Raw genomic sequence first — 20025 nt, forward strand, 5'->3', positions numbered from 1 at the left:
TCTTATTAACAATGAGCGAGAATATTCTTCGCCTGTTCAAACAAGCGATTACGGGAAAACATTAGTTGCAGGCGGCCACCGCCGACCTGGTGCCACAGCACCGCGGAGCGGATCCCGGCCAGTAAAATGGCGCGGACCTTTGCCTGCACTTGCGAATTTTGCAAAATTGCCGGTGAACCGGTCACCTGAATACGCGGACCGGCCGGGCTGACTACGTCGACATAAATCGAGGCCAGAGAGCTGATCATCGTTTCAGATTCCAGTTCGAAATGCGCGAGTTGACGGTCGAGCTGGTCGATACGTTCACCGAGCTGATTCATGGCGGCTTTGTTGGCGTACAGCTTGCGCTCCAGCACCATCAGGCTTAACGCATAACGCGTTAACTCAGCGCCCGGCCCCTGGCGGTTAGCGTTCAGCACGCCCAGCAGCGTCTCAAGCCCCATCTTCAAATTGGCTTCATTATTACCGTAAACTGCCAGCGTCGAGGCCGGATTCATCTCCAGCAGGCTGCGCAGTGACACTGACATTTCTTGCTGTGAGCATTGGCCTTCATGTGCCAGTTGCTGAACCAGGCGTGCTGCCTGACAGATCCCCGCCAAAGCCAGCGTAATGTCGTAATAATTTTTAGCCACGTTTACTCCTGTAAGCGTTTTGAAACGATGAGACGCAGTGACAATGAAATAGCCCAAATTCATGGCGACAGATCATGCCATAAAACTGCCCCTAAACACAGTTCGGAATCAGTGCAGGGCGTCACAGTCGGGCAGAAATAAAGCGGGACGCCCGAAAGCGTCCCTTATTCAATCACATATTGACTCGATATCAGGCCTGAAGCGGCAGACGCTGTTCAATTACGCCCCCGCCGAGGCACACTTCCCCGAGATAAAACACCGCTGACTGACCCGGCGTGACGGCGGCAACGGGTGCATCGAAACGCACCTCGATGCGGTCGTCACCGAGCGGTGTCACTACGCACGGGATATCTTCCTGGCGGTAACGGGTTTTCACGGTGCAGGTGAGCGGGCCGGTCAGCGTTTTGCGATCCACCCAGTGCAACTGTTGGGCAATCAGACCGACATTCATCAGGCGCGGATGCTCGTGGCCCTGTGCGACGTAAAGAATGTTGTTTTCCACATCCTTCTCGACGGTGTACCACGGTTCTTCGCTGCCGTCTTTCTGCCCGCCGATGCCCAGACCTTTACGCTGACCGAGTGTGTGATACATCAGACCCTGATGTTGTCCCATCACCTGACCGTCAACGCTTTTGATCACGCCCGGTTGCGCCGGTAAATAGCGGCCCAGGAAATCACGGAATTTACGCTCACCAATAAAGCAGATGCCGGTAGAGTCTTTTTTCTTCGCGGTGATCAAATCCAGTTCTTCGGCGATGCGGCGAACTTCCGGTTTTTCCAGCTCACCGACCGGGAACAGGCTTTGTGCGACCTGTTCGTGACCGAGCGTGTAGAGGAAATAGCTCTGGTCTTTATTGCCATCAACGCCCCGCAGCAAATGGCTGACGCCATTGATATCCTGGCGGCGCACGTAGTGGCCGGTCGCGATATAATCTGCGCCCAGGTCTTCAGCCGCAAATTCCAGGAAGGCTTTGAATTTGATCTCTTTGTTGCACAGGATATCCGGGTTTGGCGTGCGTCCGGCTTTGTATTCCTCAAGGAATAATTCGAACACGTTGTCCCAATATTCCGCAGCGAAATTCACGGTGTGCAGTTCGATACCCAGCTTGTCACACACGGCTTGCGCATCCGCAAGGTCGGTGGCTGCTGTGCAATATTCTTCGTCGTCATCCTCTTCCCAATTTTTCATGAAGAGGCCCTCGACCTGGTAACCCTGCTGTTGCAAAAGGTACGCAGAGACAGAGGAATCGACACCGCCGGACATCCCGACGATCACTTTTTTCTGGCTGTTGTCAGACATAATAGTCCCGAAACACATGAATTAATTGCCCGGTACTGACGGTGTTTTTCTGAAGCTTGTCCCACGAGGATGAAGGCCGCGCGCAACTCATAGTTCACAGAAAACCCGAACACCACAGAAACCCGAACAGAGAGGTACTGCTTTACACGAGGTAAATCGTGAAGCGCAAAATTTTATCACGTCGGGCCGGTTGCTGCATCGCTGATTAACTGCGTGGCAACAACCGGAGAAGGGCCGTTATTCCGGCAGATTGAAATTGTGCAGGATTTCCAGAGGGTAACGCGGCGATTGCTGATAGCAGCGGATGCTTTCGGCCACCAGCGGCGAGCGCAATTGCGCAGAGCCGATAATTTCTTCGGCGCTGACCCAACGGCACTGGTCGATATCATCGTCCTGCGGCGCAGTTTCCAGCATTTCAGGCAAATCAATCACGAAAGCGAAACGCAGGAACGGCGTATCGTCCGGCGCCTGCCACTGATGTAAACCCAGGAAAAACTGCGGCTCGGCGTGGATGCCGGTTTCCTCATACAGCTCGCGTTTTGCGGCGCTGACTAAGGTCTCATTGGCTTCAAGATGTCCGGCAGGTTGATTCCAGGTGACTTTGCCGTGAATGGTTTCTTCAACAACCAGAAACTTTCCCTGTGCCTGCACCACGCAGGCGACAGTGACGTGCGGTTTAAACATGTGGGATTTCCTTCCATTGGCCGGGTTGTAAATCGCCGAGAGTAAACTCGCCCATGCTGTAACGGATCAGACGCAATGTCGGGAAACCGACATGAGCCGTCATGCGGCGCACCTGACGGTTTCTTCCCTCGTATAACGTGATTTTTAACCACGCTGTCGGGATAGATTTCCGTTCGCGGATCGGCGGATTGCGCGCCCACAGCCATTCCGGCTCTGGCACAATCTCTGCACCTGCGGGCAGCGTCGGGCCGTCTTTCAACGTGATGCCTTCACGCAATGATTTCACTGCGGCGTCATCCGGTTCGCCCTCGACCTGGACATAGTAAATCTTACCGGTGCGCTTGCCGGGTTGGGTCAGCGCAGCCTGCAGTTTGCCATCGTTGGTCAACACCAGTAAACCTTCGCTGTCCCGATCCAGACGGCCAGCGGCATAAATATCTGTTAATGGAATGTAATCTTTAAGTGTCGCACGACCCGCCTCATCAGTGAATTGTGGCAGCACATCAAACGGTTTATTGAAAAGAATCACCTTTACTGGCCCTTTTGGGGCAGATTGTGCTTTAGACGGCCTTTTGCTGAAACGTTTAACGTTGTGATTTTTAAAAGATAGCGGGTTCATAGGCATTGAAGTTAGAGAGAATTAGCGCATTATACTTGAAAAATGTTTCGGATTGGCTAGCGAGAAATATTCGAGTAATATCGACCGGCATCTTACAAATTTTTAACAAAAATGCGCTCGAAGGAGAGGTTAATGGAAAGCAAAGTAGTTGTTCCGGCTGAAGGTAAAAAGATTACAGTAGACGCTCAGGGTAAACTGGTCATTCCTAATAATCCTGTTATCCCATTTATCGAAGGTGATGGCATCGGTGTTGATGTGACGCCTGCCATGATCAAAGTCGTTGATGCGGCTGTTCAGAAAGCCTACAAAGGTGAGCGTAAAATCTCCTGGATGGAAATCTACACCGGCGAAAAATCCGTAGAACTGTACGGCAAAGATGTCTGGTTGCCAGAAGAAACCCTCGATCTGATCCGTGATTACCGTGTTGCTATCAAAGGCCCACTGACAACTCCAGTTGGCGGCGGCATTCGCTCCCTGAACGTGGCACTTCGCCAGCAACTCGACCTGTACATCTGTCTGCGTCCGGTACGCTATTACACCGGCACACCAAGCCCGGTGAAGCGTCCTGAAGATACCGACATGGTGATCTTCCGCGAGAACTCTGAAGATATCTACGCAGGTATCGAGTGGAAAGCCGGTTCTGCTGAAGCTGATAAAGTGATCAAGTTCCTGCAAGAAGAAATGGGCGTGAAGAAAATCCGTTTCCCACAAGAATGCGGTATTGGTATCAAACCTTGCTCCGAAGAAGGCACCAAACGTCTGGTTCGTGCGGCGATTGAATACACCATCACCAATGACCGTGATTCACTGACGCTGGTTCATAAAGGCAACATCATGAAGTTCACCGAAGGTGCCTTCAAGGATTGGGGCTACCAGCTGGCGCGCGAAGAGTTCGGCGGTGAGCTGATCGACGGCGGCCCGTGGGTGAAAATCAAGAACCCGAACAACGGCAAAGACATCATTATTAAAGACGTGATTGCGGATGCATTCCTGCAACAAATCCTGCTGCGTCCTGCTGAATATGACGTTATCGCCTGTATGAACCTCAACGGTGACTACATTTCTGACGCTCTGGCGGCGCAGGTTGGCGGCATTGGTATCGCACCGGGCGCAAACATCGGTTCTGATTGTGCACTGTTCGAAGCCACTCACGGTACTGCACCGAAATATGCCGGTCAGGACAAAGTGAACCCGGGTTCAATCATTCTGTCCGCAGAAATGATGCTGCGTCATATGGAATGGTTCGAAGCCGCAGACCTGATCGTCAAAGGCATGGAAGGCGCAATCGCTGCCAAAACTGTGACTTACGATTTCGAACGTCTGATGGAAGGCGCTAAGCTGCGCAAATGTAGCGAGTTTGCCGACGACATGATCGCAAATATGTAATTGCGAAATTGTTGAAGTCGACATCGGGGGCATCGCGCCCCCTTTGTTTTTCATCCCTCCAAAAATTCTTCTGCAAACCCCTGTAAAATCTTCTGCAAACCCAGACTGAAAACACCTGATTTAAATAATCAGAACCACAAACCTTTCCTGCAGTCTTTGTCCGTGAAAACATGAGAGCTATTTGATTAATAATTTGGGCGATGATCCTGATAAATAATGAGAACAGCGTTATTAAGCTTTACATCGTCTTAAAAATATAAAATAGGAATGCATGATATTGTGAAAGGGCGTTTTCTCACATAGATTTAAAAAGTGTAATTTACCTCAAGGAACAACCATCATGTTTAAGCGTCGCACACTCCAGATTGCTCTGGCGGCGGTTATTTCTCTGACAGTGCTGTCAGCTCCCGTTTTTGCTAATCCCGGGAATGGGAATAGTAATGGTAACGGCAATAGCAACGGTAATAGCAATGGCAACGGCCACGCCAATAAAGGTCAGGGAAATGGTAAATCATCTGAGCACTCCGGGAATCGCAAAAATTATGGTAAGCCAGACCATGTCTCGTCAGATATAAGCTTCTCACGTGCCCGTTCACTCGCAGTTAACTATGGATTAACCGGATATCAGGCTCTACCACCAGGAATCGCAAAAAATTTAATGCGTGGCAAACCATTGCCTCCGGGCATTGCCAGGAAAGCGGTTCCGGCCTCAATGCTGAACGAGTTGCCGTATTATCCTGGTTATGAATGGCGAGCTGTGGGGGATGATTTAGTTCTCATTGCCCTGAGTACTGCAATTGTCACTACGATTATCAATGGCGTATTTGATTAAAAATGACATAGCATTCTTTTAAGCCTCGCATTAGCGAGGCTTTTTATTTGAACTAATATGAAGATGACGATTAATGGTATCCCGAAAAAGGTCGTTGCTCAGGAATAACCAGAAACTTATTTCATCAGGGGATTCTGCGGCCCTGATGCTGTTTATTTAGCGGCCGCGACCTGCTGTTTTTTAGCTTGTGCTGCGAGATGATGCCCAATAGCGCATCCTGCCACCGCGCCGAGAACAGCGTGATGTTTCAGATGACCGACTACACCCCCCGCCACTGCCCCTTTGAGACATCCTTCTGCCTGAGCAAATGAACTCACTAACATCATGCTGAAAATGGCTGCACCCAACATCGTTTTTTTCAACTGAATTCTCCCAAATGAACACATAGTGCTGTGGCAGAAAATGTCATAACAGCCCCGGTTTGTCATTTTGCTATCTGTAAGCAGGTACTGCTGCTGTTACTTCTCAGATAAGAGAATCTGCTTGCCGACGGCCATGAGTGGCTTATCCCGGTTACATCTGCCGAGGCAGTTAACGGCTCATTGAACAAAGGTTTACTTTATATATAGAAGGCGAGGGACTTCACTTTTTTTAAGTCTGCTAAACTTATATTCAGTAACCGGCGGAGGTCTGCTTTCTCCGCTGTCTCCGGTTATTTTCCACCCGTGAAGAAGGATGCTGCTATGACGCATCAAGAGCAATTGCAGGCCCTGATGGTTCGCATTGACGCGCTGGAACAACGTGAAAGACAACTGACTTATGCTTCAAATGCTTATCAGGCGATTTTAACAACATTACTGGGAATACTGGATAAACCAACCCGTGACCGGGTGATCAGCATGGTCGATCAGGCTCATGATGTGGCATATGCCAGAGCTAATCTGGAGCAGAAAGGGAATATTCTGGGCGCTGATGACATCACCCAGCGCATTTTCTTATTTGCGCAGGGACGTGCGGCACAATCTAAGTAGCGACTGACGGATCATTGATAAGTAACTCGTTGCCTGAAAAGGCTGCGAGGTTTTGCTGTGTCGCACAATCAGCAACGCCGGTCGGCTTTAAGCATATTAATTGCTGCACCCAGCATAATACGGCGCTGGACCCCCGTCGCGCAGGCCAGTTGCTCGTCGAGATAATTAATCAGCGCATCGGCACTCAGAGGTTCTCCTCTGTGGCGCATCTTAATGACACCATCACCGATAATACGCGCGACTTCATCCCAGAGCGGTTGGATCTCACTTTCCGAGAATTTCATAACGGCTCCCGTTTGTGTGATTTACGTACAATCTATCATCTGGGCGGCGCGTGGCAAGTGGGTTAGAGGAAGAAGGGCGGTGCGTAGCATTTGAAAAGCCTCTCCTCAGGCAGTCAATCGCCGCAAGGAGAGGAAGACAGCTTAATGCTTAATTACATACAAGTCTTTGGTATAAATGTAATTGAGCAGGCTGTCGTTGAAACCACCCACATAGGGTTTGACCAGACGGGCGCTGACGTAGTGATACAAAGGAATGACCGGCGACTGCTCGGTTAACACCTGTTCCGCCTGCTGATAGGCTTTGCCCACATCCGCTTTGTCCGTGGCTTTTAACGCATCATCCAGTGCCTTATCGTAGGCGGCATTGCTGAATTTTGGCGTGTTCTCGCTGTTACCCGTGCGCAGGGTATTCAGAAAAGTGGACGGCTCGTTATAGTCTGCAATCCACGCATAACGCACCACTTCATATGTGCCCTGATGCATGGTGTCCAGCATGGTTTTCCATTCCTGATTCTGTAAAACAGCATCGACGCCCAGATTCTTTTTCCACATTGATGCGGCGGCAATCGCAATGCGCTGATGCGCTTCAGAAGTGTTATACAGCAGGTTGAATTTCAGCGGATGGTTCGGACCGAAACCTGCTTCTGTCAGCAACTTTTTAGCTTCTTCGTTACGCTGTTCCTGTGTCAGGCTGGCCTCTTTAGGTTTGGCGAAAGTAAAACCGCCGGTGTTATCAGGAGAAAGATGCCAGGCTGGCGTTTGTCCCTGACCCATGACTTTATCGGCAATGATTGACTTATCAATCGCCAGATTCAGCGCTTTACGCACGCGAACATCGTTAAACGGCGGCTTCTGCGTGTTCATTGCATAGTAATAAACGGCCAGATAAGGGCTGACATGAACTTGCGAACCCAGCTCTTTTTTCAGCGATGCAAACAGCGGGGAAGGGACGGTATAAGTAATGTCGATTTCACCGGCTTTATAGCGGTTAACGTCCGCAGTCCCCGAAGCGATCGGTAAATAAGTGACTTTGTTGATGACAGTATGTGCGTTATCCCAGTAGTTCGGGTTGCGGACAGCCGTGATGCGTTCGTTAACCGTCCATGTATCAAGCTTAAACGGACCGCTGCTGATCAGATTGCCTGGCTGAGTCCACTTATCGCCGTATTTCTCTACCTCTGCCTGACTGATCGGGGAGAGAGAAGGGTGTGCCAGCATACCAAGGAAATAGGAAAGCGGTTGATCCAGGGTAATTTCCAGCGTCTGCTTATCCAGCGCTTTGATACCCAGTTGGTCAGCAGGCTTCTTGCCGTTGATGATGTCGCCGGCGTTCAGTACATGCATACTGCTAAGATAGGTTTCATAAGGTGAAGCCGTTTTCGGGTCTATAAGGCGTTGCCAGCTGAAAACGACATCCTGCGCGGTGATGGGCGAACCATCAGACCAGACGATTCCAGGGCGCAGATGGAAAACCCAGGTTTTGTTATCTTTAGTTTCCCAGTTCTCCGCCAGAGAAGGTTGCGCATTGCCTTTGTTATCTATAGTAACCAGTCCGGCAAAAAGATCGCTGAGGATATTGAATTCAACGTCGCTCTCCACTTTGTGCGGATCAAGTGACGCGGGTTCGCTACCGTTGTTGCGGACAATTTCCTGTTTGGCTGCCAGTTCAACACCTGCGGGAACGGTCGCAGCGTAGGTAGCAAAAGAAGCCATGAAAGAGCCGGAGAAAAGGAGTGCGAGAGGAATTTTTTTGAAGCACCCATAAGTTTTACGTATCGTCATTGCCATTTCCTGTCCTGTTAATATGGTTAAATATCAATGAGTAACAGGGTATTCATACCGTTCTTCGAACACTTTAGCAATCGTTATGGCATTTTTTGTCGCGCTGTGTGAATGCTGACACAAATGTTCAGTAGTCAACGTTCTCATGTGCAGGGATCCAGTAGCCGTCGATAAAATCTTCGATTGGGTAACAGCCAGCCTGGCGTAAACCTTGCTGATGCATCGCGACCATGCATTGTTTCTGAGTATTAAAGGCATCAACGACTAAGTCTTCACATCCTCCGCCCAGATAACAAATAGTCAAAACAAGTGCGAACATAGCGCATCTCCATTTTTGTCATCCTGTTAAGCATAGAACTATTATGCCCCTGGCAACATCCGACGCGGTGCGTTTGCTGCTTATTTGTCCGTCTTTATCGGACGAAAAAATGTGAAGTGGCAGAAAAGAGAATTTCAGGAAAGGGCGTGATATCCTCGCGGCCATAATTTTTATGAATGACCATTATGGAAGGAGCAGCTCATGTCTGAGTCTTTGAACAGAGAACAGGAAATCGAATCCGATCTGGTTGCATGCCAGCTGGTAATTAAACAAATTCTGGATGTGATTGAAATTATTGCGCCAGCAGAAGTGCGCGAGAAGATGTCTCATCAGTTGAAAAGCATTGATTTCAGCAAGCATCCTGCCGGTGCAGATCCTGTGACGAAGCGCGCTATCGAGAAAGCAATCTCACTGATCGAGCTGAAATTTACCAGGCACGACAGCTGATAAATAATTGTCATGCCTGCATCCGCGGGCATGACAATAATGTAGTGCGGTAAAATATTTGTTTTATTTATTGTCGACCACTTCATCCACCCGCTTGAAAATCGGGCAGTTTGCAACACCGATGACGCCACTGTCAGAGTGAATATATTGCGAACTTACAATTCCTCTGGCGGTTAAGTACTGGCATTTCAGTCCCAGTCCTGCGGCATTCTCACTGCTGCCTACCGTCACGCCATAACCCGAAAAAAGAAAAATCGCGTAAATGACGGCCAGCAGGATAACGGTTTTAATTATTCCCATTCTGTAACTCCCTAAACATCTCGTCCTGAACGATTCAGGATATTGATAAGTATAGTAGAAGTTATTTTTCAGAAAATGTCACTGCAGCAGAATCCTAATCAGCAAAGTCGTGAAGATGCCAAAAAAATTGGCCCCTGAAAAGGGGCCAAAAAATTACTGAAGAGTGTTATTCAGACCGGCAAGTTACCAGCGGTATTTCATACCCAGGTTTGCTGCCCAAGGCTGGTCAACATCGCTGCCGCCAAGGTAGTTAGCCCCTGCGTAAACGGTGAAGTTTTTGCTCATGTCGAACTGACCGCCTAAACCAACGCGGACAGCAGAACCATCAACGCCGTTGTCGATACGGTCGCCATTGATGTTTGCATCGTTGTTAGCATCTTCATACACATACGCCAGTGTGCCGTACGGGCTAATTGCCTGATCTGCACCCAGGTCGAAGGTATAACCCAGATTACCACCCAGCTCATAACGCATGCTGTCATAAGCCTGATCGCTGACATGCATGTTGTTGCTCATGCTGTAATCGTCATCGCCGATAAACACGCCAGTAATGCTTGCGTATGGTGTCAAATAAGCCTGAGGAGCGAATTTCCAGTCATAACCCAGTTTCAGACCAAAGCCCCATGCATCAGTCGAGTTATCACCTGATACTTGCTGACCGTTGCTCATGGTGCTTTCTGTTGAGTTGCTGAAGTGGCTGTAGCTCAGAGAAGTATCGAAGAATGCGCCATTATTGAAGTCCAGGCTTGAGTAAACGCGTGCTGACTGGCTGTCAGTATCCGCATCGGCATCATCCATAGACAGGCTGGATTTTGCGAAACTTGCCGCCATACCGACCAGCCACTGGCGTTCACCGCCACCTTCGGTCACTTTATCCAAACCCACCATGATGCCATTAACGTCCTGATCGTAATCAATCACGCCGTTGTCACCGTTTTGCTGACCGCCGAAGTAGTTAACCCACACACCGCCTTTATCATTGCCCTGAGTGTGACGCGAACTGTTCATGCGGTTTTCTAAGGTGTCTTGTTCCATATGCCATGTTGCCGCATTGGAAGAAGGCAGGCTCAGGGCCGCATTTGCAGTAGAGGTAATGCCTTGTTTTGCCAGCACCACAGTATCGCCGTACTGCTCAGCCTGATATTTATAAGCACCCAGATCAGCGGTGTTAGCATGGTTAAAGGTCGCATTGCCGCCGTAGATGCGGATCAGCTCTTTATTTTGATAATCAGCAACCTGGCCTTCACCTGTCGCGTTATCGATGCGTACCTGATAATTACCGTTGGTCACGCCATTAACGGCCAGATGACCGTCGGAGTTAATGCCGATAGTGCCCTGATCATAAACATAGTCAGCGGCAGTTTTGTCGCGTGCGTTGTTCAAATCAGAGTTGAGAACATATTCACGGCTACCGATATCGAAAGTACCGTTATCGGTCAGAACCATGTTATGTGTATCAACCTGACCTAAACCTAAGTTCAGCTCAGAACCGCTGCCCACAATGATGGTGTTGGCGTAGAGAGACGCAGTTTCTTCGGTCAATGATGCCTGGCTGCCTGAGTTCAGGTTCAACACATCGGTTTTAACGCCGCCGTGCGCGGCAATTTTCAGGGTTGATGCATTGGTGAGGGAGATGTGATCTGCCAGCAGGGCAGATTCAACAACATTCACCTGAGACCGGTTGTTAACAGTCAGATTGTCAATGTTGGATGATTTGGTGGTGTCCCACTCGGAACCGTTGTTTAGCGCGACATTAAACAATCCGCTTTGATAAACGTCATCGCCAACCAGATAGCCATTGGTACTGCTGAAGACAGAGTAAGGCCAGATGCTGTTGGTGCTGCGGTTATAGAGGGCTGAATCCATCTGAACATTTGAGATAGCTGCGCCAACCCATTTGCTGCCATTATCCAGCGCCAGATTCAGTTCATCTGTATCATCCCAGCCATTGGTATCCAGCACGCCATCCGCATTGCTGTCATGACCGCCGACGTAATAGTTCTCGTCGAAGGTGCTGACAAAAGCGACGTCACCGGTAATGGTTGAATTATTGAATACGGCATGGGTTTTCATTGCGTTATCTGCGGTGGCACTGGCAACAACAGATAAGGCGATATCGTCAGCCTGAGTACCGGCAGCACTGATATTACCGTAATCGCTTGGCTTATCAGACTGGCCGTAGAAACCGCTGGTCTGCAATTCTGTATAAGAACCTGAAGTCAGCACGGAATCATTAACTGTCAGGGTATTATCAAAAGTATTGCCATTATTTACGTCAGTATCAACCCATTCGTAGCCTTGCGTCAGCGCAATGCCAGCGACGTGAGAGTTATTTTTAATAACGATGTCACTTTCCTGATCCAATGTCACCGCAACGCCCTTGTCAAAGGTGTTCAGGGTTTCATGATCCCGAACGTTGTTAGCATCAGTAACGTCGTAATCGAAGTGTTCGTAAGTATCGTTAATGGTGGAGTTATCAATAGTCAGCTGCAAAGGTGACTGATCATATTCATTACGGGTTGTACCGCAATCGCTCGTCATGCACTCAGAAGTGATCATGCCGTTGACAGTAGTATTGGTGATATTCAGCGTGTTGCTGTTATTGCTATCAAAACCGAGATAATGAGTGGAAATAACGCCGTTAACCACAGCGTTATTGATTGAAGAGTAGATGTCTCCGCCAACGTAACCGTTATCTGCGCCGTCGTTATCCACATATCCACGATAGCCGATATGACCCGCCAGAGTGGAGTCATGATAGAACGTATCGTATACGGTGCCAGAAATATCAGCTGATATTGCGGCAGGTGCTGTTACTGCAACAGCGCAGGCCAGCGCTATTTTAGAAACGAAGAACTTTTTATTCCATGCATGCATTTATTAATCCCTCAACAAAAAATAGTCAGCATGAATCAGCTGAAATTAATTCAGCCACTATGCTTTCATTTATATAACCGAAGAGACAGAAGAACTGTTCGACGGCGGGATGATATTTTAATGAGTGGTATAATTCAACAAAGAAGTTCCTGAGAATACTCACTAAAATTAAATTATTTTAACGGCGGGAGTAATATTATTGGATTTATTTGGCAACTATAATGAAAATAATTTCTTTAACGGTTTCTGAATAATGATTATAAAGTCATTATATAAATTTACTGCTATTAGGCTTGCGTTCCTCCGGTCTTGTGGATATGACGCAAGGCGTAATCCCGCTTATCTTGTCAGCACCCGAAACAGGAGTCAGATTTCTGTCATGAGCCTTGCGAGAATTAATGCGTTATTTCACGTTCTGTTCCTTTCTTAATAAACAGGGTTATGGTTTTTATTAAAATGTCTATTTTATAGAAATTATTGAATGGGAGTTATCAGAAATACAGCGGAGTAAACATTACTTTGCTTGACCAGGATCAAACAAGGATTACCCGCTATTTATAGATAAAGTTTATACATTTTATTGTTTGATTTACGTAGGTGATTATTACACGTTGTATCACGTGTAAAAGCCGTACTTTCGTTATATCGTTGTTTAGGATATTCGTCGTACTATGTCCTTCTGTTCAGTCAAATGCCGGACGTCGCCTTTGAGCCCTGATAGACGCTTTTTAAACCAAAAGAGACCTGCCATTAAATTGAAAAAGCCTGTTTTCAATGTCCGAAGGATCATTACGTTCGTTCTTTTTCTGCTCATCTGCATCGGCCTGTATCTGCTGGCGTTAAACAGTTACTGTGATCAGGGGGGCAACTTTGATCTGGGCGTATGTGCCATCACCTCATTCATTCCTTTTTAGCGGATGCCTGCCTGAATGTCTTTTTGCTCAATGCTTGCGCTGATTGCGGGGGAGTAAGAAAACCCTGTTTTTTTGCGAATAGCTTCCCTGGCCTGTCGGGGATGGTAAGATGAACGCTCTGAACATTCAGTGGTAGGGTAGTCAATGTTTGATTTCGCAATGGGCCAAAACAGCCTGGCCTCATTGGTGCTGTGTGCACTTTCAGCACTGTTATTTCTGTTGGTATGGTTTTTCGTTAGCCGTGCCAGTGTCAGGGCAAATGAACAGATTGCTCTGTTACAGGAGATCGCTGAGCAGCAACGCCAGCAGACCGAATTACTTAAAATTCTGGCTGCACAGGCAAAGGGCAATGTGTCTTCTGTTGAGGCAGACGATGACTCTGCGCTCAGCCTGCGTGGTTTTATTCCTGAAAGATAATGTTGTTTTGTTAACCCGCCTTCCGGCGGGTTTTTCGTTGATACGCGGCGTGCATATCTTTCCTTCTCTTCCTCTCTGATCTTCCTTCATAAAACTGTCTTATTCCTCCGGTAGTCTCCACGCATGTGCCCTGCAGGATGGAATAACTGATGATCAAATGGTCTGAAGAAAACGACAGTGAAGTGAACCACAACATAGCCTTACTGACCGGAGAGGAACCTGAGAAGTGGTATCCCTATGGCGGAATGAAAGGCAAAGATTATTGCAACAACCCCTCCGATGCGTGGCCGATCATTTGCGCCAACAAAATCAGCATTAATTTTAAAGAGTTGCAAAGCAATCCTCTCTGGCTTGCTGAAATCAGCAGTCCTCAAGGCCAATGGCAGGCGCAAAGCAAACGTCCCCTTCGTGCCGCTATGGTATGTTTCCTGCTTAGTAAGACTTGCGTATAAACAAAAGCGCAGAGATACTCAGATAGTGACAAAGTTTTGCAAAGAAGTGATTCGAATAAGCGTCGCATAAAGCGATGCGTATCAAGTGATTAATGTTTCCTCATTTTGACAGTTGTGTCTAAGGCGGAGTCCATTATGAAGCGCATCATTAAAGGTGATAAAACTCTCTCCCATCTGGTGGTTGCTCATGCAGCTATCGACAGTCATGAAAAAGCCTACGGCAAACGCCGGCAGGGCTGGCCTTCCACCTATCTCATCAAATATAAAGATGCGCGTGTTGCGGTCGAAGTTGTGACCCGCAGACAATCCTATGTTGCCACCCTCATGATTGGTGCCAGAAATCTCACCAAACTTTGTGGTATGCCTGCCTGATAATCGGAAAGCATTTCTGTAACTTCAAACCGTGCCGGAGATATCCGCCACGGTTTTTCGTTATACAGGCTTTCTCATCAGATAACGCTGCCGGAGGTTACCCCGCTGAAAAGGCCGTTTCATAACAGATAGCATCAGTGCGATGACATCGAGGATCAACAGCAATGTTCCGGTGATGACTAACGCCGTCAGCCCCAGCAGGGCGAGAAGGAAAATCTTTACTGAGGTCGGAACGGTCATCCGGCGAAAGCGGGAACGCAGCCATAAACGTCCATATTGTGCCTGGATCTGCATAATATGGGTCAGCCTTGACGCAAAGGTTTTGCGGTCTTTTGTTGTGTTCCTGATCATAAATAATCTCCTTTTTGAACATCATCAGTTAAACATGAAGTTATTAAGATTTTCTTAACCTCACGTAGTGGCTGAACTGCCACATAATTTTTCACTTTCGATCTGTAGTGCGCTCAATAAGTATGCTAATTAATCTGCATCATGGCTTTACGCTGCCGCCGATAAAATAGTGATCTCATGGAGCCTTATGTCAGGTAAAAATCCCTTTTACGACCCGTCAAAAACACATCACACACCGGATGGTTTTACCAATGCCGAACCCCATGACCGGCAGGAGGGTGATCTCAAACGCTGGAGGAAAGAGCGCAAGGAACTTCGCCTGCCTGCGCCTCCGGCGAAAGGTTACGAACATTTTGTCAGCCAGTGGTGGCAGGCTGCCGACTTCAGCGGGTCTGATGATCGTTTATGGTTTTTAGGACATGCCTGTTTATTGCTGCGTGTTGCCGGGCGCTATATCCTGATGGATCCTGCATTGTCTCATCGTGCTTCGCCATTCAGTTTCTACGGGCCTGAGCGAAAAACGCCGGTTGCTGTGACGGTAGAAGAACTTCCACCGATTGATGTTGTTCTGTTATCCCACAATCATTATGACCATCTCGACAGCGCGACGGTCCGCAAGCTATTGCGACGTTTCCCGGAAGTGCAATTTATGGTGCCTTTGGGCATAAAGCGTTGGCTGGAGCGGCGCGGGGCACGATACATCGAGGAACTCGACTGGTGGGATGAGCAGCAGTTTGGTGAGCTGAAGTTTTCAGCTGTGCCGGCGCGCCACTGGAGTATGCGGACATTATGGGATCGAAACCGGTCTCTCTGGTGTGGGTGGGTGGTCAGCCATCCCGGTTTGCGGTTCTTTTTCTCCGGCGACAGCGGGTACAGCAATCAGTTCGAAATAATTGGACAACGTCTGGGACCTTTCGATTTAGCCGCAATTCCTGTCGGCGCCTATGCACCAAGATGGTTCATGCGTGCGCAACATATGGACCCTCAACAGGCTGTGGCTGTGTTTACTGAGCTGTGTTGTAAAAAGGCGGTTCCCATTCATTGGGGGGTTTTTGAATTAGCCGATGAATCACTGGATCAGCCACTGATTGAATTAGCGGAAGCCATAAGTCAAAGTGAATCGCCTGAAATGGAATTTAAACCATTAAAAATTGGCGCAAGCATTTCTAAAGATTGAATATCATTTCCACCGGTATTGGGAATATATAAGTAGCCACTTCACCTATGAAATGAGAAGTATTATCAGTTGGGTGGCATTTTTTATAACACTTACACTTTGTGTGTGTTATGTGAATGTTAATTATTAGGTCAGATAGATTAATTACCTGCTCAATTCATCTTTATCAAAACAGAATGTTTTTTGTAAGCGCGGAGAGACTTCTTTTTGTCAGAAAAAATGGATTTTTTTGTTGCTAAACAGGGCATTGAACTGCGCTTCGCCTGCCTGCAACGCAGGCGGGTTGTCTGTCAGACTATCGTGGTTGGCTTCTGGCAGATAATGAGACGATTTTAGCGTGATCTGAGTATGAATAGAAAGCTGATATGGGATTTTGATCACGGTAATTAATATTAGTTTTTCATATGGATATTTAGTATTTGAATAAGGCGGCCGGGAGTATCGGCAAACTGTTATGTTGTTTTAACCAACTCGCAAACTTTAATTCATTATATTGTCAAAATCACCACGATAAAAAATAGTCATTACCGGGTGTCGTAATTTGGAATTCATTTTGCCTGAAGCCGGTTGGGTTTGGGCTATTATCAGACAGGAAGTACAGGCGCACAGTTAAGGTGCATTTATTGATTTTCACTGTTTGTTTTGCACCATTTTATCCGTCTAAAGCGTAATTGATTATTGCATAACCAGTCATATTGGGAGGCACTGACGTTGTGCATATGCCCGTTCTGTTGCACAAGTGCCGCAAACGCCGTGTGATGCGCTGTCACCGGACCTGATCTCACGCTGTAAGGCCTGTAAAGCTGTGCCGAATGGGCACAGAAGCGGAGAGTTTTAGCGGGCTCCCGCAATAAAAATTCAAATAAAGGTGTGTTTTACGCTTACGGTTCTGCATTAAATGATCAATAATCGAAACAGGTCGTTATTGTTTTGTTTGATATGCAGGTAAAACTGCAAAGCAGAAAAAAGCATGTCTATCAACATATTTCAGCTTAACTGAACACGAAGTGCCTTTAACCGGCTCAAATATGTGCGACATGTCCATCACTGATTAAAAATGGCTTGCCATCGAATTCAGAGTATGTGATAACGCATCTGGGTAAAACGAGGTACAGTTCTGTATATGTGTGGCATTTTCAGTATAGAAGTTCTGAGTAAAGACGTTCACGTTGAATACCGCTTCTCTGCCGATTCTAATCTTAGTGCCTCAAGCAGTAACGACTCTAGTTTGTCTATGTAACGCCGCTGGGCGGTTTAAACAATCCAAAGGAAATACTCAAGATGGCAAAGATCAAAGGTCAAGTTAAGTGGTTCAACGAGTCTAAAGGTTTCGGTTTCATTACTCCTGCTGACGGCAGCAAAGACGTGTTCGTACACTTCTCTGCAATCCAGGGTAACGGCTTCAAAACTCTGGCTGAAGGCCAGAACGTAGAGTTCGAAATCCAAGACGGCCAGAAAGGCCCGTCAGCAGTTAACGTAACTGCAATCTAAGCAGCGTTAGCTGTAAAAAAACCCGCCAAGGCGGGTTTTTTTGTGTCAGCCGTTCAGGCTCAGAGGATCATGATCCCTGATTGCTGGTTACGTCCGCTGATACCCGGGTGTGTCGGGTCTTGTGCCCGCTGATGGCTGTTACGGCGAAAACTCGTGTACCTGAATCCGGTTCCGGCTGCATCGGGCGAGCAAATCGTGCAACGGCCTGCACGATCAACGCCTGAAAATCCTAACGCCCGCAATTTGGCTTCAGCAATGGCAACCAGATCAAGATGGCGGTGGCTTGGTGAGATGAGTGCAGGGGGTAAATCGAGACGCTGCAGAAAAGTATCAATCAGTTCCTGACTGACTTCATAACAGCAGGCTCCTGCGGACGGGCCGACAGAAACAAACCAGTCAGAAGTATCACCCGACTGATTAATCCGCTGTGCCATTTGCTCCAGAATGCCGTCAATCAGCCCGCGCCAGCCTGCGTGCACTGCCGCAACTTCTCTGCCATCTTTGCGACAGAAAATTACCGGTAAGCAGTCTGCAGTGAAAACGGCAAGAAGAATGCCCGGCATAGCGGTGATGAAGCCATCTGCCTCACCGCATTCCTGGCCTGCGACTGTCACATCGACAATCCGTGTGCCGTGTACCTGTTTTTTTCCGGGACAGGTCGCTTCATAGCTTTGCAGATGTTCAGGCAGCAACGCCTGTTTATCGCCAAAGCCATGCACAATACCGGGGATTTGACTGAGTAAAGCTGAGTGGTCACTCATCTTGTGTCTCGTTAGAAAATGTTATGCAACCAGTGTAGCCGCCTTTGAGCGGGATTTTCCAGCAGTTGCAACCCCTGAGCACCTTCTTTAGACTTAACACTATTGCGAATTTTCGCCCCCTCAGACTTTTCTTGCAGGTTTTCCGCATGACTTATCAGTGCCCGCTTTGTTTCCAGCCGCTTACGCTGACCGGTCAGCAATGGTGTTGTCCCGCCAACCATCAGTTTGATAACGCAAAAGAGGGGTATGTCAATCTGATGCCCGTACAGCACAAACGCTCAAAGCAGCCGGGTGACAGCCCGGAAATGATGATATCGCGTCGTGCTTTTCTTGATGCAGGCCATTACCAGCCTTTGCGTGACCGTCTGACAGATATTCTGGACGACGTCATCGCGCAAACGGCGGACACATTGCTGGATATTGGCTGCGGGGAAGGGTACTACACCGCCGCATTCGCTGAGAGGCTCACACAAAAACGTGCGCTGAAAGTGTTTGGGCTGGATGTCGCGAAAGTGGCCATCCGTTATGCATCCAAACGTTATCGCGATGTGTCATTTTGTGTGGCTTCCAGCCATCGCTTACCTTTTGCTGAGGGTTCACTGGATGCGGTCATTCGTATTTATGCACCCTGTAAGGCGCAGGAATTGTACCGGGCGATAAAACCGGGCGGCCTGGTGGTTACGGTGGCACCGGGACCACGTCATTTATATCAGCTGAAAGGGTTGATATACCAGGATGTACAACTGCATGTTGATCTCGATGAGCAGCTGGAAGGTTTTGACCGGATAAGTACGGAAGCGCTCGCCTATGACATGATGCTTTCCGGAGAACAGGCGTTTGATTTATTGCAGATGACGCCATTTGCATGGCGGGCGACAGAAGAAGTGATGGCCAACTTAAAAGCTCAGACAGCCTTTGAATGCGAGACAGACTTCCTCATCAGGATACATCAGCGTAAATAACCCAGATGCTCCAGCAGGATGCTCGACCCAATTCCGATCAGAACCGCACCTCCTAAAACTTCGGCCCATTTGCCTAACAGCGGGCCGATAAAACGCCCGACCATTATCCCGAGCGTTGACATCACCATGGTCGCCATGCCGATGAGCAGCGCGGTAAGGATGATGTTCACTTCAAGAAAAGCTAAACCGACGCCGATCGCCAGAGCATCCAGGCTGGTGCCGATAGCCGTTGCAGCCAGGATCCAGAACCCGTGACGGGTTGCCGTTGTCAGGTTATCTTCCGGCTTATTTTTTAGCCCTGCGATGATCATGCGTGCGCCCAGAATAAACAGCAGGGTAAACGCGACCCACTGGCTCCACTGCATGATGTACTGGCTGGCAAATAAGCCCAGATACCAGCCAATCAGTGGCGTTATGGCTTCTATGACACCGAAAATAAAACCCGTGCGGAAGGCCTCGCGAAAGCAAGGACGATGAAGGCTGGCGCCTTTGCCAATTGATGCGGCGAAGGCGTCCATGGACATGCCAAATGCAAGAATAAGCGTAGCGGATAAGTTCACGAGAATAGCCCCCAAATGACGGCGCAACCTTACCACACTATTTTTATTCGGGACAACACCAAATAAAATGGGGTTTTAAATAATGCCGTATGTTGGGGAATAACAATATTATTGACAAGGTATTTATCAACATTG

The 20025-nt window shown here is 48.2% G+C and carries 25 protein-coding genes; 12 read left to right on the forward strand and 13 right to left on the reverse strand.

From position 1 onward, the window contains the following. Window positions 1–5 precede the first annotated feature (5 nt). The 4 genes from hflD to rluE all read right to left on the reverse strand — a co-directional run bounded on the left by hflD (window position 6) and on the right by rluE (window position 3235). Window positions 6–632, reverse strand: coding sequence for a high frequency lysogenization protein HflD (gene hflD, locus AACU55_RS18190; RefSeq protein ID WP_013576214.1), 627 nt, complete (start codon window positions 630–632; stop codon window positions 6–8). A gap of 190 nt (window positions 633–822) precedes the next feature. After that, the gene (mnmA, locus tag AACU55_RS18195) at window positions 823–1932 is read right to left on the reverse strand and encodes a tRNA 2-thiouridine(34) synthase MnmA (RefSeq protein WP_112198431.1); all 1110 of its coding nucleotides are present in this window, start codon (window positions 1930–1932) and stop codon (window positions 823–825) included. 237 nt (window positions 1933–2169) lie between these two features. After that, complete coding sequence (locus AACU55_RS18200; protein WP_134705881.1) at window positions 2170–2616, reverse strand: NUDIX hydrolase; 447 nt, start codon at window positions 2614–2616, stop codon at window positions 2170–2172. Beyond that, window positions 2609–3235, reverse strand: a complete 627-nt coding sequence (gene rluE / locus AACU55_RS18205; RefSeq protein WP_037037377.1) for a 23S rRNA pseudouridine(2457) synthase RluE — start codon at window positions 3233–3235, stop codon at window positions 2609–2611. The genes AACU55_RS18200 and rluE overlap by 8 nt, the downstream gene beginning before the upstream one ends. A 132-nt stretch (window positions 3236–3367) precedes the next feature. On the opposite strand from rluE, the gene icd reads away from it, so the two are divergent. After that, on the forward strand, window positions 3368–4621 hold the full coding sequence (gene icd / locus AACU55_RS18210; protein ID WP_013576210.1) for an NADP-dependent isocitrate dehydrogenase: 1254 nt from the start codon (window positions 3368–3370) through the stop codon (window positions 4619–4621). 340 nt (window positions 4622–4961) lie between these two features. Continuing rightward, complete coding sequence (locus AACU55_RS18215; RefSeq protein WP_037037380.1) at window positions 4962–5453, forward strand: anti-virulence regulator CigR family protein; 492 nt, start codon at window positions 4962–4964, stop codon at window positions 5451–5453. A gap of 152 nt (window positions 5454–5605) precedes the next feature. On the opposite strand, the gene AACU55_RS18220 is transcribed toward AACU55_RS18215, so the two are convergent. Continuing rightward, complete coding sequence (locus AACU55_RS18220) at window positions 5606–5803, reverse strand: hypothetical protein (protein ID WP_037037530.1); 198 nt, start codon at window positions 5801–5803, stop codon at window positions 5606–5608. A 333-nt stretch (window positions 5804–6136) separates the two neighbouring features. On the opposite strand from AACU55_RS18220, the gene AACU55_RS18225 reads away from it, so the two are divergent. Then, entirely contained in the window at window positions 6137–6424 is a 288-nt protein-coding gene (locus AACU55_RS18225; protein WP_013576208.1) for a hypothetical protein, read from the forward strand. 68 nt (window positions 6425–6492) lie between these two features. Here AACU55_RS18225 and AACU55_RS18230 read toward each other — a convergent pair whose 3' ends face one another. From AACU55_RS18230 to AACU55_RS18240, 3 genes are all read right to left on the reverse strand, one after another. Beyond that, window positions 6493–6708, reverse strand: a complete 216-nt coding sequence (locus AACU55_RS18230) for a hypothetical protein (RefSeq protein WP_013576207.1) — start codon at window positions 6706–6708, stop codon at window positions 6493–6495. A 141-nt stretch (window positions 6709–6849) separates the two neighbouring features. Further along, a complete protein-coding gene (locus tag AACU55_RS18235; protein WP_134705882.1) occupies window positions 6850–8490 on the reverse strand; it encodes an ABC transporter substrate-binding protein in 1641 nt (546 codons plus the stop codon). Between the two features lie 127 nt (window positions 8491–8617). Continuing rightward, window positions 8618–8809, reverse strand: coding sequence for a YebW family protein (locus AACU55_RS18240; RefSeq protein WP_037037388.1), 192 nt, complete (start codon window positions 8807–8809; stop codon window positions 8618–8620). 201 nt (window positions 8810–9010) lie between these two features. Here AACU55_RS18240 and AACU55_RS18245 point away from each other — a divergent pair, with 201 nt between their 5' ends. Further along, a complete protein-coding gene (locus tag AACU55_RS18245) occupies window positions 9011–9256 on the forward strand; it encodes a DUF2766 family protein (protein ID WP_013576204.1) in 246 nt (81 codons plus the stop codon). Between the two features lie 63 nt (window positions 9257–9319). Here the strand turns inward: AACU55_RS18245 and AACU55_RS18250 are convergent, their stop codons facing one another. Together AACU55_RS18250 and AACU55_RS18255 are read right to left on the reverse strand one after the other, a co-directional pair. Further along, on the reverse strand, window positions 9320–9556 hold the full coding sequence (locus AACU55_RS18250; protein WP_013576203.1) for a YobH family protein: 237 nt from the start codon (window positions 9554–9556) through the stop codon (window positions 9320–9322). A 183-nt stretch (window positions 9557–9739) separates the two neighbouring features. Then, window positions 9740–12433, reverse strand: a complete 2694-nt coding sequence (locus tag AACU55_RS18255) for an autotransporter outer membrane beta-barrel domain-containing protein (protein ID WP_134705883.1) — start codon at window positions 12431–12433, stop codon at window positions 9740–9742. Window positions 12434–13218: 785 nt separating this feature from the next. Here AACU55_RS18255 and mgrB point away from each other — a divergent pair. The 4 genes from mgrB to AACU55_RS18275 all read left to right on the forward strand — a co-directional run bounded on the left by mgrB (window position 13219) and on the right by AACU55_RS18275 (window position 14588). Next, window positions 13219–13347: a PhoP/PhoQ regulator MgrB gene (mgrB, locus tag AACU55_RS25775; protein ID WP_437127735.1), complete on the forward strand. Its 129-nt coding sequence runs from the start codon at window positions 13219–13221 to the stop codon at window positions 13345–13347. 144 nt (window positions 13348–13491) lie between these two features. Then, window positions 13492–13764, forward strand: coding sequence for a YebO family protein (locus AACU55_RS18265; RefSeq protein ID WP_013576201.1), 273 nt, complete (start codon window positions 13492–13494; stop codon window positions 13762–13764). A gap of 149 nt (window positions 13765–13913) precedes the next feature. Next, window positions 13914–14216 carry a phage protein NinX family protein gene (locus AACU55_RS18270; RefSeq protein WP_013576200.1) on the forward strand — a complete coding sequence of 101 codons (303 nt, stop codon included), beginning with the start codon at window positions 13914–13916 and terminating at the stop codon, window positions 14214–14216. 135 nt (window positions 14217–14351) lie between these two features. After that, window positions 14352–14588 carry a DUF4060 family protein gene (locus tag AACU55_RS18275; protein WP_013576199.1) on the forward strand — a complete coding sequence of 79 codons (237 nt, stop codon included), beginning with the start codon at window positions 14352–14354 and terminating at the stop codon, window positions 14586–14588. Between the two features lie 60 nt (window positions 14589–14648). On the opposite strand, the gene AACU55_RS18280 is transcribed toward AACU55_RS18275, so the two are convergent. Continuing rightward, window positions 14649–14939, reverse strand: a complete 291-nt coding sequence (locus AACU55_RS18280; RefSeq protein ID WP_112198421.1) for a hypothetical protein — start codon at window positions 14937–14939, stop codon at window positions 14649–14651. A 187-nt stretch (window positions 14940–15126) separates the two neighbouring features. Between AACU55_RS18280 and AACU55_RS18285 the strand changes: the two genes are divergently transcribed. From AACU55_RS18285 to cspE, 3 genes are all read left to right on the forward strand, one after another. Continuing rightward, window positions 15127–16116 (forward strand): MBL fold metallo-hydrolase, encoded by a 990-nt coding sequence (locus AACU55_RS18285; protein ID WP_013576197.1) that lies wholly within the window; start codon window positions 15127–15129, stop codon window positions 16114–16116. Window positions 16117–17239: 1123 nt separating this feature from the next. Beyond that, the gene (locus AACU55_RS18290) at window positions 17240–17356 is read left to right on the forward strand and encodes a DUF2627 domain-containing protein (protein ID WP_071823629.1); all 117 of its coding nucleotides are present in this window, start codon (window positions 17240–17242) and stop codon (window positions 17354–17356) included. Between the two features lie 41 nt (window positions 17357–17397). Next, window positions 17398–17607: a transcription antiterminator/RNA stability regulator CspE gene (cspE, locus tag AACU55_RS18295; protein ID WP_002221949.1), complete on the forward strand. Its 210-nt coding sequence runs from the start codon at window positions 17398–17400 to the stop codon at window positions 17605–17607. A 59-nt stretch (window positions 17608–17666) separates the two neighbouring features. On the opposite strand, the gene pgeF is transcribed toward cspE, so the two are convergent. Further along, on the reverse strand, window positions 17667–18368 hold the full coding sequence (gene pgeF, locus AACU55_RS18300; RefSeq protein WP_112152147.1) for a peptidoglycan editing factor PgeF: 702 nt from the start codon (window positions 18366–18368) through the stop codon (window positions 17667–17669). Window positions 18369–18514: 146 nt separating this feature from the next. On the opposite strand from pgeF, the gene rlmA reads away from it, so the two are divergent. Beyond that, on the forward strand, window positions 18515–19330 hold the full coding sequence (gene rlmA, locus AACU55_RS18305; protein ID WP_134705884.1) for a 23S rRNA (guanine(745)-N(1))-methyltransferase: 816 nt from the start codon (window positions 18515–18517) through the stop codon (window positions 19328–19330). On the opposite strand, the gene mntP is transcribed toward rlmA, so the two are convergent. Then, complete coding sequence (gene mntP / locus AACU55_RS18310; protein WP_134705885.1) at window positions 19318–19890, reverse strand: manganese efflux pump MntP; 573 nt, start codon at window positions 19888–19890, stop codon at window positions 19318–19320. The genes rlmA and mntP overlap by 13 nt on opposite strands. Window positions 19891–20025 lie beyond the last annotated feature (135 nt).

It is taken from the genome of Rahnella sp. CJA17(1/100) (assembly GCF_963881615.1).
Taxonomy (GTDB): Bacteria; Pseudomonadota; Gammaproteobacteria; order Enterobacterales; family Enterobacteriaceae; genus Rahnella; species Rahnella aceris.

What these genes read in the sequence shown, in the direction of transcription:
- mnmA (WP_112198431.1), bottom strand. Translation starts at nt 1,932, where the DNA reads ATGTCTGACAACAGCCAGAAAAAAGTGATCGTCGGGATGTCCGGCGGT.
- AACU55_RS18200 (WP_134705881.1), bottom strand. Translation starts at nt 2,616, where the DNA reads ATGTTTAAACCGCACGTCACTGTCGCCTGCGTGGTGCAGGCACAGGGA.
- rluE (WP_037037377.1), bottom strand. Translation starts at nt 3,235, where the DNA reads ATGAACCCGCTATCTTTTAAAAATCACAACGTTAAACGTTTCAGCAAA.
- icd (WP_013576210.1), top strand. Translation starts at nt 3,368, where the DNA reads ATGGAAAGCAAAGTAGTTGTTCCGGCTGAAGGTAAAAAGATTACAGTA.
- AACU55_RS18215 (WP_037037380.1), top strand. Translation starts at nt 4,962, where the DNA reads ATGTTTAAGCGTCGCACACTCCAGATTGCTCTGGCGGCGGTTATTTCT.
- AACU55_RS18220 (WP_037037530.1), bottom strand. Translation starts at nt 5,803, where the DNA reads ATGTTGGGTGCAGCCATTTTCAGCATGATGTTAGTGAGTTCATTTGCT.
- AACU55_RS18225 (WP_013576208.1), top strand. Translation starts at nt 6,137, where the DNA reads ATGACGCATCAAGAGCAATTGCAGGCCCTGATGGTTCGCATTGACGCG.
- AACU55_RS18230 (WP_013576207.1), bottom strand. Translation starts at nt 6,708, where the DNA reads ATGAAATTCTCGGAAAGTGAGATCCAACCGCTCTGGGATGAAGTCGCG.
- AACU55_RS18235 (WP_134705882.1), bottom strand. Translation starts at nt 8,490, where the DNA reads ATGACGATACGTAAAACTTATGGGTGCTTCAAAAAAATTCCTCTCGCA.
- AACU55_RS18240 (WP_037037388.1), bottom strand. Translation starts at nt 8,809, where the DNA reads ATGTTCGCACTTGTTTTGACTATTTGTTATCTGGGCGGAGGATGTGAA.
- AACU55_RS18245 (WP_013576204.1), top strand. Translation starts at nt 9,011, where the DNA reads ATGTCTGAGTCTTTGAACAGAGAACAGGAAATCGAATCCGATCTGGTT.
- AACU55_RS18250 (WP_013576203.1), bottom strand. Translation starts at nt 9,556, where the DNA reads ATGGGAATAATTAAAACCGTTATCCTGCTGGCCGTCATTTACGCGATT.
- AACU55_RS18255 (WP_134705883.1), bottom strand. Translation starts at nt 12,433, where the DNA reads ATGCATGCATGGAATAAAAAGTTCTTCGTTTCTAAAATAGCGCTGGCC.
- AACU55_RS18265 (WP_013576201.1), top strand. Translation starts at nt 13,492, where the DNA reads ATGTTTGATTTCGCAATGGGCCAAAACAGCCTGGCCTCATTGGTGCTG.
- AACU55_RS18270 (WP_013576200.1), top strand. Translation starts at nt 13,914, where the DNA reads ATGATCAAATGGTCTGAAGAAAACGACAGTGAAGTGAACCACAACATA.
- AACU55_RS18275 (WP_013576199.1), top strand. Translation starts at nt 14,352, where the DNA reads ATGAAGCGCATCATTAAAGGTGATAAAACTCTCTCCCATCTGGTGGTT.
- AACU55_RS18280 (WP_112198421.1), bottom strand. Translation starts at nt 14,939, where the DNA reads ATGATCAGGAACACAACAAAAGACCGCAAAACCTTTGCGTCAAGGCTG.
- AACU55_RS18285 (WP_013576197.1), top strand. Translation starts at nt 15,127, where the DNA reads ATGTCAGGTAAAAATCCCTTTTACGACCCGTCAAAAACACATCACACA.
- AACU55_RS18290 (WP_071823629.1), top strand. Translation starts at nt 17,240, where the DNA reads ATGTGTGGCATTTTCAGTATAGAAGTTCTGAGTAAAGACGTTCACGTT.
- cspE (WP_002221949.1), top strand. Translation starts at nt 17,398, where the DNA reads ATGGCAAAGATCAAAGGTCAAGTTAAGTGGTTCAACGAGTCTAAAGGT.
- pgeF (WP_112152147.1), bottom strand. Translation starts at nt 18,368, where the DNA reads ATGAGTGACCACTCAGCTTTACTCAGTCAAATCCCCGGTATTGTGCAT.
- rlmA (WP_134705884.1), top strand. Translation starts at nt 18,515, where the DNA reads ATGACTTATCAGTGCCCGCTTTGTTTCCAGCCGCTTACGCTGACCGGT.